Consider the following 14,591-nt stretch of genomic DNA (forward strand, 5'->3'; position numbering starts at 1 on the left):
TAGGGAATGATCATGAGTATGGATTTTACCGACCAACGCCTCTCATACGAGAAAGGCGAGCTTGATCAACAGTCAGTACCAGCATCACCATTTGAGCTTTTTAAGGGGTGGATGGATGAGGCGCTTGCACAGAAGGTCCAAGAGCCTTATGCAATGAGCCTAGCGACATGCGGTTCAGATAATAAGCCTAGCGTACGTATTGTCTTATTGCGCGAGATTACCGATACCGGCATTGTCTTTTACACCAATTACGAAAGCGCTAAGGGACAGGATGTTGCAGAGAATCCCAATGCAGAAGTGCTGTTCTTTTGGCATGAGCTCGAGCGTCAGATTCGTATCAGTGGTCCTATTGCTAAGATTGATGCTGATAAATCTGCGAGCTACTTTCAAAAGCGTCCGCACGATAGCCAAGTAGGTGCGTGGGTCAGTCAGCCGCAAAGTGGTGAAGTTACAAATCGTGAGGTCATGGAGCAAACGTTTGAACAGCTGCAAGCGGCACATCCTGACAATACTACGGTACCGACGCCAGCGTTTTGGGGTGGGTATGAGATTACGGTTGAAAATATTGAGTTTTGGCAAGGCCGCGCCAATCGTATGCATGATCGAATCATATATACGCAGAGTGGCGGCGACGATAGTAAAGGTCACGAAGGCAATACAGGTTGGACAACCAAGCGTTTGCTACCATAGTTGCTAGGGTTTCACGCTATAGACTATACAAAAATAAAAAAGCCACTCTAGACCCAGTTTCTTTGGTATCTAGAGTGGCTTTTTTGCATGAATTATTTAGCTTATTCGGTATTATATTTTATTTAACTTTCTATTTAGCATCGGCATCAGTATCGACATCAACGGAGACTGACATACCAGGACGCAAACGCGTAAGCTCAGGCTGATTTTGGTCTAAGTCTATCCGTACTGGGATACGCTGAGCCACTTTTATATAGTTGCCCGTCGCAGGATTAGCCGCACCTGCACTAAACTCACTGCCAGTCGCTGGTGAGATGTTACTTATGTGCCCCGTAAATTTGGCACCGCCAAGCGCATCGACATGAATGGTTGCAGGTTTACCGACTGCCATACTGGCAATCTGAGTTTCTTTGAAATTTGCAATAATCCAAATGCCTTTCGGTACGATATACATGAGCTGAGTACCTGCGCTAACGTACTGACCTTCTTTAACACTGACCTGGCTAAGCTGACCTGCTTCAGGTGCTGTAATAATAGTATTGTCTAGATTGATTCTTGCTTGCTTGACGCCTGCTTCCGCATTTTTGATGTTCGCATCCAATGAAGGTCGACTGCCACTAGTTTTTGCTCGATTTTCCTGCGCAGCTTGTAGGTTTGCTTCTGCTTGTTGCATACTTGCCTGTGCTTGGGCAAGTTGTGCCTTGATATGAGCCACCTCCGCTTTTGATACAGCGCCAATAGCATCTAAACCTTGGTAGCGATTGACGTCTTCGCGAGCACTCTCTACATTGATTTTGGCACTGTATACATCCGCTCTGCGTGCTTCGATCTGTGCTTGACTCGATTGTGTATCTTGATCATTAGTAGCGCGGTTAGTGACAGCGACTTCAGTGTTGGCTTGGGCTTGTTCGAGCTGCTGCTGAAACGTTCGGTCATCTATTTTTATCAGTAAATCACCTGCCTTCACATTAGCAAAATCTTCCACTGCCACTTGAGTGACATAACCAGAAACTTGCGGGCTGATAATGGTTGTCTGACCTTTGACAAAAGCATTATTGGTCTGTTGCGTGGTAGGTGTAAATGGGGGGAGCTTCCACGCATACAATATCAATGCCACACCTATGACAATCAGCACGATCAAAAACGCTAAATTCAGATAGGATTTTTTCTTAGGTGACCATCCAGTGGTGTCTGTAATGGGCTCTTTGGTTGGCATGGGTGTCTGAATGCTATCTGCTGGGTTTTCTGTAGCGTCTGCTGTCGTATTATTGCTATTTGGTATATCAGAATTTGCTGTTGTTTGTGTTGCATCTGTGGTCGTCTGTGCTTGAGTAGAAGACGATGCTATATGTGTATCTGTTGCTGGAGCACCAGTAGACGCCTGAGAGATTTGGTTAAGCTCATCTGGTTTTTTTTGGCTCATGACGCGCTCCTAAATTTTTAATAAAAACACCAAACAGGTTTAAATGTGACTGTTGACACAACAAATCGAGTTATTTGGTTTCACGCATTTTTGCAATGACAGCGAGCTCTTTAGCCAGCGGGTTGCGTTTGTGATAACGGTTATAAATATAATTGAGTAGCAAAATAATCGTAACAGCCGTGGCAAGACTGGCCATCAAAAAGAACAGATCGCTATACGCTGCAACCGCCGCTTGGCGCTGAATACCTTGTAACGCTTGGTTGACTGCACCAGCATTTGCTTGGGCAGCGTCAGTGGTCTGACTTGATAGCATATTACGAGTACTCGCTATTCGAGCGCTAAAAGCAGGATCACCCAAATTAAGTGAGCTGACCATATCTGCGTAGTGTGCTTGGGTACGAATGGTCGTAAACGCTTGAATAGCTGCTGCGCCTGCCAAACCGCCAATCGTTTGGGAGATACCAAAAATCACGGAAAAACTAATAATATAGGCAGGACCACTGGCAATAGCGCGCAAAAACCCTTCAAAAACCAAAGGCCCCATAAAATATACGGCGGCAAAGGCAATTAAAAACTGGCTGAGATAAAACATATAAGGTGCTGAATTGATAGACACACCAACATCCATCCAAGAACCTAACGCTATCAATGCTACCGCAAAAATGACAGGCCTGCGTAAATCCATCGGATTGGTGCTAAAAACACTAATGACCAAAGCCAATACACTGGCGGCCAATATGACGATGTAAAAGGTAATCAACTGATCACCGCCGTAGCCTAGCGTGGCAAGTAATCCTGCGGCGCCGACAGTCTGTTCGGAAAGTAAGATTCGCATCACAGCACCTGTCACCATAAAGGCAATAATATTACGGCTACGCATCCAGCGGACTTGTAACATTGGGTTTTTGCGATGGGTCTCAATCCATAATGCAATGCTAATCCCAACGATAGCAATGATAAGCGGATAAATGAGCCAAGGCGTCGTCCACCATAATATTCGACCTTGCACCAGTACGACAGCCAACGCAGCCAAACCACTGGCAAAAAAAGCAAAGCTTAAAAAATCAAGTTTTTCAAATACCTTTTCGATATTACCTGGTGGTAGCTCCAAAAGGTTAATCAGCCCAAAGCAAATCAGTGCCAAACCAAGTTGAAATAAGAATAAGTTTTCAAGCTGACCATCGATGGCAAGGTAGGGCGAGATGATACGTGATAAAGGAATACCAAACTGCACCAAGCCAAACCCCAATATCAAGCCACTAGTCCGTTTGACAGTTGGCATACCTTGTAAGCAATAGAATAATCCCAATATGGTCATACCACTGGCCACCATACCGCTAAGGCCCCTTGCGACAATCTCTAGGTAATAGGGCTCGATTCTAATACTAGGCGTATCTAGCAAGTGGCTACTAATCAGCCATTGCAGACTTGTGGCAGCCAGTAGGAAGAATAAAGTGATCTTACTAAAAAGTGACATGCCAAATTGCTGACGGATCTTGTACAGCAGGACGGTAATACAAGCATTGGTCATATTGTAACTCACAGATATCCAGCCTCCTTCAATAGGCGCTAATCCCATCTCGCCTTGAATTTGAGTGAGATTTGCAACAAGTAGACCGTTTTGGAAGCTGGCTGTGAGACCAATGAATACGCCAATCAGTAGATAGAATACTTTGCGGCGGGTAGGATGATCAGGATTGGCTGGAGAGCCTACCATGAGAGGTTTTTCATGGGGCTTAAACTGATATTCGTTAGTCATGGGCGGACCACAATATATATAAAGAAATGAAGCAACATAGGACAGATTCCAGACGGGGAGTCAGGACAGTGTCATTGGTGTTTTAAACGTCAAAGGTCAGTCGATTTACTGAGGGAGTATGAGGGGTAACTCAATAATCGCTAAAAAGATTTTATCACGAGTTCGGCGGAGATTCTGTCATGTGCACGTAACTTATAAGCCACGTGGCAACGTGGTGTCGGTTGTGTACGCCTAACTCTCAATCTCTTACATACCAAAGCGAGTTTTACTTCCTTTATCACTGCACTGTCGTTATTCTTATACTGTCGCTACCACTACAAGCACAAAATAGAGGACGCATAAAAAACAGCTCTATAAAGAGCTGCTTATGTACATCATACGATTGATATGCAGTAGTTAAAACAAAAGTCTAGATAGACTCGTCATACTTTGCTTCTAACTGCATAGCGCGCTGATAGCTATCCAGACTGGCAAGCGCTTCAGCGTATTGTTTGATATGAGGATAAGCGTCAAGCTTTTGACGCTTGGCCAAAATAATCAAATCAAATGACAGCATAAAGTCAGCACCGCTGAGTTTATCACCGACGATAAAGGATTTGCCTTCAACCGATGTGTCCAAATATTTGAACAATCTTGTCTTTTCTGTCTCGATATAACCATTCAAAAACTCATTGTCATCGATGCCTGCTTTTTTGGTAAATAGCTCTAGCATCAATGGCAACATGAGTGAGCTCTCAGCAAAGTCGATCCACTGTAAATAGTAGCCATAATCAGAGCTACCAGTTTCAGGGCGTAGACGCTCTGGTGCAAACCTCTCAATCAGTAACTCAGTGATAGCGCCTGACTCAGCATAAACCTGTCCATCGATCTCGATAACCGGAGATTTACCAAGTGGATGCACAGCTTTTAGAGAGTCTGGTGCCAAATGAGTTTTGGCATCACGTTGGTGACTAACAACTTCGTAAGGCACGCCTAGCTCTTCTAGGAGCCAAAGCGTACGCAACGAGCGTGATTGATTGAGATGGTGTAAGCGAATCATAATATCGACCTTAGTACATGATGTGATTTATTAGTTTCTGGGTCTTAACCTTTTAGCTTGGCCACAAGACGCGTAGCTGCTTCTTCTGATGAGGCTGGGTTTTGACCAGTGATTAATAGACCATCTTCGACGACAAACGATTCCCAATCAGCTGCCTTTTCGTAGTTGCCACCATTAGCTTTGAGTGCATCTTCTACCAAGAATGGCACAACGTCTGTTAGGCCAACGGCATCTTCTTCTGAATTGGTGAAACCAGTGACCGTTTTGCCTTTTACTAAGTACTCACCATCAACTTTTACGTTCTTGAGTGCTGCAGGAGAATGACAAACAAACGCAACAGGCTTATCTTGCTTGACGAAGGTCTCAATCAGATTGATAGAGTTCTTATCTACTGCCAAGTCCCATAGTGGGCCATGACCACCAGGATAAAAGACTGAATCAAAGTCTTCCGCTTTCATATCAGCAAGTTTTTTGGTATTGGCCAAATGCTCTTGAGCATCTTTGTCGTCTTTAAAACGCTTAGTATCTTTGGTCTGCGTGTCTTCAGTATCACTACTAGGATCTAGTGGTGGCTGACCACCAGCAGGAGAGGCTAGGGTCACGTTGACGCCAGCATCTAAAAATGCATAGTAAGGGGCTGCAAATTCTTCTAACCAAAACCCTGTTTTTTTACCAGTATCGCCTAGACGGTCATGAGAAGTTAGTACCATTAAAATGTTCATAGTTTTCCTTATTTATTGTTTATTGTGAGTGAGCAGTTGAGTCGCAGTCATTAAATGACTGTTAGTATTATTCCTGCTTCAAACGTAATTTTCAGTAGTGATCTTAGCTAGTTATGTTGTTAAGTAGTTATTAACAACGATTGACAACTATCAGTAGCTACTTAACGTCAGCTACTTTGACAACTGTTTTGCCAAAGTTGTCGCCATTTAACATATCGACGAAAGCGTTGGGTGCATCGTCTAAACCATCAGCGATATATTCTTTGGTTTTGACGTCGCCTGATTCTACCCATTTACTCATGGTTTCTAAGAACTCTGGGAAATGATCGCCGTACTCTTCAAAGATAATAAAGCCTCTTACCGTTAAACGCTGGCTTAAGATAAGACCCATCAACATACCTAAACGATCTTTACCATCAGGTAATTCGGTCGCGTTGTACTGTGATACGAGACCACATACAGGAATACGCGCATGATCATTTAGCAACGGTAGAACAGCATCTAATACTTGACCGCCAACGCTTTCGTAATAGATGTCGATACCATCTGGACAGGCAGCTTTTAATTGCTCAGCAAAGTCATCAGCTCTATGGTCGATGCAGACATCAAAACCAAGCTCATTGACCGCAAAGTCGCATTTTTCTTTGCCGCCTGCCACACCGATAGTACGTAGACCATATTGGTTACCAACTTGACCAACCGTTGCACCGACAGGGCCAGTAGCTGCTGCGACAACTAAGGTTTCGCCTTTTTTTGGTTTACCAATATCAGTCAAACCCATGTAACCTGTGAATCCAGGCATACCTAATACGCCCAAACCATAAGAAGGGTTTGACATGTTTTTGTCCAGTTTAAGGACACCATCACCATCACTGACGCTATAGTCTTGCCAGCCTGAGTTTGATACCACCAAATCACCGACAGCAAACCCATCGACATTGGACTCGACGACCTGAGCGACAGTACCGCCCATGATGACATCGCCGACTGCTAAAGGATCAGCGTAGCTTTTTGCATCACTCATGCGTCCACGCATATACGGATCTAATGATAGGTATACCGTGCGTAGTAGCATCTCATTGTCGTTTGGCGTTGGAATATCGCTGGTTGCCATATCAAAGTTATCAGCGGTTGGTTCACCATTAGGGCGGCTGGCAAGTTTAATTTGACGGTTTACTTCTTGATTCTGTTGTTTGTCGAAGCTCATGATAGGACTCCTTTATCGTTATTCATTGTGATTATAATAGTGGTGTTAAATGTAGTAGCTATTCAGCATGGAATAGCTACTACTATAGATAGCATAACGATATGTATTTTTCATTAATATGATAATGTTTCTGACTACGAGGCTTTGCTAGTTACAGCACGCTCCAAGATACGACGTGACACATCTAAGTCGTTCTTGCCATGTTCACCAAGCTTAACCATATTATGGGCTTCAAGCTGTTTGATGATTGGGTCAATTGCTGACTCAGTCAAATCAACGTCTTCTAGGCTAACTGGCAAGCCAAGCTCGCGGAAGAAGTTTTCAGTGTAGACAATAGCGGTCTCGATGATGGTGTCATCATCCTGATCGGTATCAGTGATGTTCCATACATTGCGTGCATACTGAAGTAGTTTTTCTTTTTTGCTTTCTTTTAGCTCACGCATTACTGATGGCAAGACGATGGTTAGCGTACGTGCATGATCGATAGCATGCAATGACGTCAGTTCATGACCAACCATATGCGTTGTCCAGTCTTGAGGTACGCCTGTACCGATTAGACCGTTCAGTGCCATAGTCGCTGTCCACATAATGTTTTTACGTGTTTCTAAGTTGTCTGAATCTTGCTTAACCACTAGACCTTCATCGATAAGGATCTTTAGTAAGCTTTCAGCAAAGGCATCTTGAACTTTTGCATTTACTGGATAAGTCAAATACTGTTCCATCACATGGACAAATGCATCAGCAACACCATTCATAACCTGACGCTCAGGTAGGGTAAGTGTTTTGATTGGATCTAAGATTGAGAATTTAGGAAAGGCAAGTGGGTTACCAAATGGTAGTTTTGCTTGACGCTCGCTATAGTTGATCACGCCGCCCGAGTTCATCTCAGAGCCCGTTGCTGGGATCGTCAATACTGCGCCTAAGTCCACAGCTGAGTCGATGTTTTTGCAATACCCAGTCAGCGCATCCCAAGCTTGGTCGCGTGAGACAGTACCGTCTTCCTCAGTGAGTGAGGAGACGAGTGCAACGAATTTGCTACCATCGATGACTGAACCACCGCCAACTGCTAATAGGAAGTCAATGTTGTGTTCATTGACCATATCAGCAGCTTTCAAGAGCGTTGTGAACTCTGGGTTAGCTTCGATACCACCGAATTCAAAAACAGTGCGGTTACCACTTACTGCCAAGGCGTCTTTTACTTCATCTAATGTACCAGTACGCTGCGCTGAACCGCCACCGTAAGTAATCAGAACGCGGGCATCAGTAGGTACTAGGTCTGATAACTGTTCGATTTGACCTTCGCCAAAGACGATACGTACTGGATTGTAATATTGAAAGTTGTTCATAAAATTCCTAATGTTAATGAAATGGTTCTATTAAATGTTTGATATCAAACAATGAGTGGCGAGCAATGCTTATACGCATATACTCTGAATATTTATGCGCATTGTACATCAATTAGACCAGTCGTCTAGTAATATTTACAAAACTGTCGTATAAAATATTTTGGTCTGAGACAGTAAGAAGGACAAAAGCGCTAGGGATAAATGGTTATATATAAGAGGGTAGGTAGCGGCGTATGGACAGTATTAAGGTTAAACGCTTATCCGGCATGCTGTTTATATTAAATACAAATTAATTAAAGATGACTTATCTGAAAACTTACAACAAATAAAAGCTATCCGAAGATAGCTATTGTAAGAGTGTATGAAAAATATATTAGCTTAAGAACCTATTGATCTAAGCATCTATCGACCCATCTGTGTCGTTGTCATTTGCCAGATTTCAGCCAAAGGCGTATTCGTTTGGCTGATTTTAGCCATCAAGCTTGCTCCAAGCCAGGCAAAATACCAGCGCTTGGCCATACTCTCAGCTGAGATATTATCTAGACGAGGTACTGAGCCATCTATCCATCCAGCCTTGATCTGCTCGGTCAGCCACAGTGTGGTTTGCTGATAGCCCGTGTCAAGTGCCTTACGCATCGTCTCTGACATATCAGCGACTTCTGCACTTAGCTTGACCACCAAGCATCTCTCGTGGTCGCAGCCATTCTGCTGTGTGTCGTACCAATTTTGAAAGTAGTCATACAGTTTTTGCTGAGCGGTAACGTTCTGAGCATCGATAATATCTAAGCGCGCTTTGTATAGGCTAAAATAGTGACCGATAATAGCTTCACCGAACGCTTCTTTAGAAGCGAAATAATGATAGAAAGATCCTTTAGGAACACCTGCTGTGTCCAAAATTTGCTTTAAGCCAACAGCTGTAAAGCCTTTCTTAGCTATCAATTGGTAGCCAGTAGTCAGTAAGTGCGCCTTGGTATCTGGTGTGGTAGTCGTGTCCGTAACAGTAGACATAGATAGGATAGTCTCCCTTGATAGTAGTACAAATAGAGTAGTCAGGCTTCATTGAGCGTCATATTGTCGGCCTATTCTAATAATATTTAGCTGTAGTGGTTACGTTTCATCAACAATATTTACTGACAAAGTTGTCTCGTTTTATTAAGAGCTATGGTAGCATTAGACCAGTCGTCTAGCAAGGTGGCTTTTATTCTTACCAGTCACTAAACAGATAGCCCATTGCTAATACACTATTTTAGATATTGAAGATAAATGTGTCACATAACAAAGTAAAATAAGGATTATTATGTCAACGAACGATACCAGTGCCTACAATGACTTTCATTTGCAATTCATCGCAGGAGAATGGCAAAAAGGTAAAGATGATAGCATTAATACCAATACAAATCCCTATAACGGCGATACGCTCGTAGAGATTCAGCAAGCGACCAAAGATCAGCTGAACGAAGCGTATGATGCTGCAACCCAAGCTCAAGAAGCGTGGGCTGCGCAGACACCAGCAGAGCGTTCTGCTGTGTTGTATAAAGTGGTCAACATATTAGATCAGCGCCAAGAAGAAATCGTTGATTGGTTGATCAAAGAGTCAGGTAGTACCCGTATCAAAGCGATGGTTGAGTTCGGTGCTACACGCGCGATTACACTTGAAGCAGCGACTTTCCCTAATCGTGTACATGGCGAGATTCGTCCATCGAACACGCCTGGTAAAGAAAACTTCATTTACCGCGAGCCTATCGGTATCGTGGCGGTTATTAGCCCATGGAATTTTCCACTACATTTAACCCAGCGCTCGATTGCGCCAGCCTTGGCGTTGGGTAACGCTGTCGTATTAAAGCCTGCTAGTGACACGCCAGTGACAGGTGGTCTACTGCTTGCAAAAGTGTTTGAAGAAGCAGGTCTGCCAAAAGGCTTATTAAACGTTGTGGTTGGTTCAGGTAGCGAAATAGGCGATGCCATCGTTGAGCACAAAGCGCCAAGCCTAGTGTCATTCACAGGGTCGACATCAGTAGGTAAGCATATCGGTGAGCTAGCCAATGGCGGTGAGTACATCAAGCAAGTCGCGCTTGAACTGGGTGGTAACAGCCCGTTTGTTGTATTAAAAGATGCGGATATCGAGCAAGCTGTTAAAGCGGCTGCTTTTGGTAAATTCTTGCACCAAGGTCAAATCTGTATTGCGATCAATAGAGTGATTGTAGAAGACGAGATATATGATGATTTTGTAGAGCGGTTCTTGGCTCATGTTAAAACATTAAATGTAGGCGATCCAAACAAGCCAGACACTGCTGTCGGTCCAATCATCAATGAAAAACAACTCAAATCACTTAAGGATAAAATCGCTCAAGCACAAGAAGAAGGCGCTAAAATGGCATTGAGTGGCGAGATTGAAGGTCAAGTCGTACCGCCGCATGTCTTTACCGAAGTCACGCGAGAGATGGACTTGTCATGTAATGAAGTGTTTGGACCACTAGTAGGTATCATCCGTGCCAAGGATGAAGAAGATGCGTTGTCGATCGCCAATGATTCTATGTATGGATTGTCTAGTGCGGTATTCACAGCCGATATGCAAAAGGGTCTGCGCTTCGCTCGCGGTATTCGAGCGGGTATGACTCATATCAACGATATCTCAGTCAATGATGAAAGCAATACACCATTCGGGGGTGAGAAAAACTCAGGTATCGGTCGCTTTAACGGCGAGTGGGTGCTTGAAGAGTTCACTAGAACGCATTGGATCTCAATGCAAAATGAACCACGTCAGTATCCATTCTAGTAGTGTTACATTAGAACAATTGGCAACAAAAAAGACCGCTTTGATAGCGGTCTTTTTTTATGGCGTTCAGCAATCAACTGAGAACAATACATGTGAGAGCCAGCTCGGGCGTACCACGATTTTCAAAATGAGGATATGCCTTAGTCATTTATCTAGCATGAAAACCTAATAATCCCTCAATCTCTTCGATGGACATGCGTCTTACCAGTGCTTGCTCTTCTACTGACAAGCGGTTGGTATGCTCCTTTATCATGGTATGAATACTCCGAGATATCTCAGAGGTTGTGGCGTAATACATTTGAGGCTGATCTTTTGTGAGTTTCATCAAAAACCGATTGATAAGTTTGCGTTTTTCGTCTGATTTATTCTCTTCAGCTGTATTTTCTTTAGTCATTATATTCTCCTAGAGGTAAGTCATTTAAGCAGCCAAGCTCTTGAGAGTCAATGGTTATAGTGATATTTAGGGTATGACATCTTGTCTAATCAACATCTGATATATGCTAAGTAGAGTCACTATATTGTCTCACTGTTTGATGCCAACAAAAGATAGTGGATTTATATCATTACTTCAAAAAATATGTCGCCTATTTGTTTCTACGTTTGCTTGGTTCATATCTACTCGCTTCTCTGATTTGACCATGTCTATAGCGTGCTCACTTGCCTTTTCTATACTCAAGTTACATTGAACTGTCTATGCAAGCTACTCTAAAATCTTAAACATCATAATTAAAATACATAGCAGGAGGTTTAGATATGTCACATCAGCCATCCGATAAAAATGTCACATTGGTCTTATTTCATAATGATTTGCGAGTAGCGAACAATGCGACATTGTCGACAGCAGCTAAACTATCTAGCAATGGAAAATTACTGCTTGTCTATGCATCGTCATTGGCGGAGGGGTTGAATGATAAAAACAGTGACCCCGCTTATCATTATGACACTATGGGTAGTGCTCGCGAGCAGTTTTTGCAAGAAAGCTTGGCTGATTTGAACGCCTCACTAACGCAGCTTGGTAATAGACTGCTGTACCTAAAAAAAGACACTGTAGTGCTAGACACACTTACGCAGTTGCAAGAGCTGATTGAAGTCCAACAAGTAACGGATATATGTGTCAGTAAAACCTCTGATTATTATCAGAATCAGGTATATGCTTTACTACAGGATAAACACCCGCAGATACGCTGGCATGTCCAGACAACGGCCACGTTATTCGATGAGTTACCGCTAGATCAGTTACCCAAGAGCTTCACCCAATTTCGTAAGAAAATTGAAAATGATCATGATTTATTGCATACCGAAGAAGATGCGATCATTTGTCCAACGCCAGAGTCACTGGCGCCAATGCCTGAGAGTATGGCTGATAAGAGTGAGTATTTTTGTGACGCGCATCAATGCGACTTGCAAGAGGTCGATAGTTTTAGAGGCGGGGAGTCAAACGGTCTCAAACATTTGGAGCGTTATTTTGATTCTGAGGCACCAAGTACGTATAAGACCACGCGAAATGCGCTTGATAACTGGACACAGTCTACCAAACTCTCTGCGTGGCTTGCCAATGGTTCACTGTCTGTAAATACGGTATTAAATCGTCTACGCCGTTATGAGCGCGACATTATTGCCAATGGCTCTACCTATTGGATATGGTTTGAGCTGCTATGGCGCGAGTATTTCTATTGGTACGCGATAACGCATCAGCAAAAGCTATTTTGGTTCACAGGTATCGGTCAGCACTCGCCAGAAACTCAGCTAGATGAAGAACGTCTATCACAATGGACGCGGGGTCAAACGCCATATCCGATCGTTAATGCGTGCATGAATCAGTTGAACACAACGGGATATATGTCGAACCGCGGACGGCAACTGGTCGCAAGCTGTTTTATCCATGAGCTGGGTCTTGACTGGCGTTACGGGGCAGCTTACTTTGAGCAACACCTCATTGATTATGATGTTGGTAGCAATTGGGGCAACTGGCAGTATTTGGCAGGTGTGGGTGCTGATCCAAGAGGATCCCGACAGTTCAATCTTAAAAAGCAAACTCAGCAATACGATCCAGAAGGTGCGTTTATTCGACAATGGCAAGGCAATATTAAAAAGAGCGATGAATAATTGCTAAACATTGCGGATGTGCAGGCTACAGCTTTGAATAGACTAACCATACCATCAAAATAGGTTTAGACCATGAAAAAACCAAGTCCTTATCTCACTTTTGCAGGTGCTATACCCTTTATCGCTTGCGCGCTTTTACTGGCTATAGATAGTGATACGATACCTGTATTGGGAAAGACGACTGAGGTGCTGAGTATATATGGCTTGGTGATTGCTTCGTTTATGGCAGGCGCGCATTGGGGTAATCATCTGAGCTTGGCTGATAATGATAGATGGGCTATTAAATTGTCCTTTTTAAGCAATATGATAGCGCTTGTCTTATGGTTCGGGTTTTTAATACTATCTACGGTCAGTTTTATTTGGTTATTAGCAGCTAGTTTTGCCAGTATGTGGGTGATTGATTATGGCCTCAATCAAGCGCGTATCATTACTCAGAATTATCTTAAAGTGAGAACCTATGTCACAGGAATAGTAATAGCATCTCTAATCGTAGCCGCTCTGCAGCTATAAGTTATACGATATAGTACTAAAATATTCACTCTACGATTAAGTATATGGTTGTTCTAGCTTATGGTTGATTTAGCATATAGTTGTTCTAACATATGACTATCACTAAATATAATGATTAGGTGCAACCAGTATTATTGAGCAAGATATACAAAGGAGGCTACCATATTGGTAGCCTCCTTTGTATTGATAAAATCTATGTACACAGACTACGTTCGTCGATACACAAGTCTAGGCTGTTTCTAACTTGGGTCGAGCCTTTTTGATGGCTTTGACCAATGCTTTTTCAAATCCACCTTCTTTAAATTGTACAAGGTAAGAATGTGCCGCACAGAAATTACGAACGTCGCGCCATTCGTGTGCTAGCGCTTCTGCCCAGTCACAATAGTGCTTGCCCGCGTTTGGCTCATCTTTGAGGGCTTTTTTGGTGGTGGGGTGCAGTATAAGCTCAGGTAAGACAGCCTCTAGTAGCTTCATTGGTGGACTCATAAATGTATCGTCAACATGCAAGCTTTGGCTAGCAGGGTGATAGGCCAGTAACGATCCTGCATGAATCATCTCGTTTGATGAGATATAAGCGATACCTTCTGACATCGAAAACTTGAGCTCTGGATAGCGATCGGCGACTGCGTCACTTTCTACCAAATCATCCGCCCAATTCACTTCTGGCACTTTTTTGCGGTGACGGCTGCTGCCATAGAATGTTGCTTGCGGAAAGTCTTTTGCCATTTGGGCGCAATGCACCGTATGGAACGGGTGGACATTGAGAACAGCTTCGACATCTTGTCCATTGTTGGTTAGTGCCATGACTTCGTCTCGAACATCACCTGTTAAAGCGTAGCTGTCTAAAAATATAAAACGTCCTGAAGACAGCTTAACAAGCGAGCAATGGGTACCAATGTTCACTACACCGCCAATACGGAATGACCCGCGTATGTTCCAAAATCCTGCCCCTAAATCATGAATCTGTTCTGACATTTATAATTCTCCTTATTTAATGTGTTAACTCAAAAAAT

Annotated in this window: 13 protein-coding genes; 4 read left to right on the forward strand and 9 right to left on the reverse strand. The window is 43.3% G+C overall.

Annotated elements, in window-relative coordinates:
• The first annotated feature begins 18 nt into the window (after window positions 1-18).
• On the forward strand, window positions 19-690 hold the full coding sequence (gene pdxH / locus ACTXGL_RS11735) for a pyridoxamine 5'-phosphate oxidase (RefSeq protein WP_443526982.1): 672 nt from the start codon (window positions 19-21) through the stop codon (window positions 688-690).
• Between the two features lie 130 nt (window positions 691-820).
• Here pdxH and ACTXGL_RS11740 read toward each other — a convergent pair whose 3' ends face one another.
• The 7 genes from ACTXGL_RS11740 to ACTXGL_RS11770 form a co-directional block, all read right to left on the reverse strand.
• On the reverse strand, window positions 821-2,113 hold the full coding sequence (locus ACTXGL_RS11740; protein WP_443526949.1) for an HlyD family secretion protein: 1,293 nt from the start codon (window positions 2,111-2,113) through the stop codon (window positions 821-823).
• A gap of 70 nt (window positions 2,114-2,183) precedes the next feature.
• Complete coding sequence (locus tag ACTXGL_RS11745; RefSeq protein WP_443526950.1) at window positions 2,184-3,872, reverse strand: MFS transporter; 1,689 nt, start codon at window positions 3,870-3,872, stop codon at window positions 2,184-2,186.
• 409 nt (window positions 3,873-4,281) lie between these two features.
• A complete protein-coding gene (locus tag ACTXGL_RS11750; protein WP_319051518.1) occupies window positions 4,282-4,911 on the reverse strand; it encodes a glutathione S-transferase family protein in 630 nt (209 codons plus the stop codon).
• Between the two features lie 44 nt (window positions 4,912-4,955).
• Window positions 4,956-5,633: a type 1 glutamine amidotransferase domain-containing protein gene (locus tag ACTXGL_RS11755; protein WP_319051519.1), complete on the reverse strand. Its 678-nt coding sequence runs from the start codon at window positions 5,631-5,633 to the stop codon at window positions 4,956-4,958.
• A 157-nt stretch (window positions 5,634-5,790) separates the two neighbouring features.
• A complete protein-coding gene (locus ACTXGL_RS11760; RefSeq protein WP_443526951.1) occupies window positions 5,791-6,840 on the reverse strand; it encodes an NADP-dependent oxidoreductase in 1,050 nt (349 codons plus the stop codon).
• A 134-nt stretch (window positions 6,841-6,974) separates the two neighbouring features.
• Window positions 6,975-8,186, reverse strand: coding sequence for an iron-containing alcohol dehydrogenase (locus ACTXGL_RS11765; protein ID WP_443526952.1), 1,212 nt, complete (start codon window positions 8,184-8,186; stop codon window positions 6,975-6,977).
• Between the two features lie 402 nt (window positions 8,187-8,588).
• Entirely contained in the window at window positions 8,589-9,194 is a 606-nt protein-coding gene (locus ACTXGL_RS11770; RefSeq protein WP_443526953.1) for a TetR/AcrR family transcriptional regulator, read from the reverse strand.
• 289 nt (window positions 9,195-9,483) lie between these two features.
• Between ACTXGL_RS11770 and ACTXGL_RS11775 the strand changes: the two genes are divergently transcribed.
• Window positions 9,484-10,962, forward strand: a complete 1,479-nt coding sequence (locus ACTXGL_RS11775) for an aldehyde dehydrogenase family protein (RefSeq protein WP_443526954.1) — start codon at window positions 9,484-9,486, stop codon at window positions 10,960-10,962.
• Between the two features lie 148 nt (window positions 10,963-11,110).
• Here the strand turns inward: ACTXGL_RS11775 and ACTXGL_RS11780 are convergent, their stop codons facing one another.
• Window positions 11,111-11,356 carry a hypothetical protein gene (locus ACTXGL_RS11780; protein WP_443526955.1) on the reverse strand — a complete coding sequence of 82 codons (246 nt, stop codon included), beginning with the start codon at window positions 11,354-11,356 and terminating at the stop codon, window positions 11,111-11,113.
• Between the two features lie 359 nt (window positions 11,357-11,715).
• Here ACTXGL_RS11780 and ACTXGL_RS11785 point away from each other — a divergent pair, with 359 nt between their 5' ends.
• Both ACTXGL_RS11785 and ACTXGL_RS11790 read left to right on the forward strand, forming a co-directional pair.
• Window positions 11,716-13,068, forward strand: coding sequence for a DASH family cryptochrome (locus ACTXGL_RS11785; protein ID WP_443526956.1), 1,353 nt, complete (start codon window positions 11,716-11,718; stop codon window positions 13,066-13,068).
• A 72-nt stretch (window positions 13,069-13,140) separates the two neighbouring features.
• Window positions 13,141-13,578: a DUF3429 domain-containing protein gene (locus ACTXGL_RS11790; RefSeq protein WP_443526957.1), complete on the forward strand. Its 438-nt coding sequence runs from the start codon at window positions 13,141-13,143 to the stop codon at window positions 13,576-13,578.
• A 228-nt stretch (window positions 13,579-13,806) separates the two neighbouring features.
• On the opposite strand, the gene ACTXGL_RS11795 is transcribed toward ACTXGL_RS11790, so the two are convergent.
• Complete coding sequence (locus ACTXGL_RS11795; protein ID WP_443526958.1) at window positions 13,807-14,553, reverse strand: hypothetical protein; 747 nt, start codon at window positions 14,551-14,553, stop codon at window positions 13,807-13,809.
• Window positions 14,554-14,591 lie beyond the last annotated feature (38 nt).

The organism is Psychrobacter sp. T6-6 (assembly GCF_052258185.1).
Classification (GTDB): domain Bacteria; phylum Pseudomonadota; class Gammaproteobacteria; order Pseudomonadales; family Moraxellaceae; genus Psychrobacter.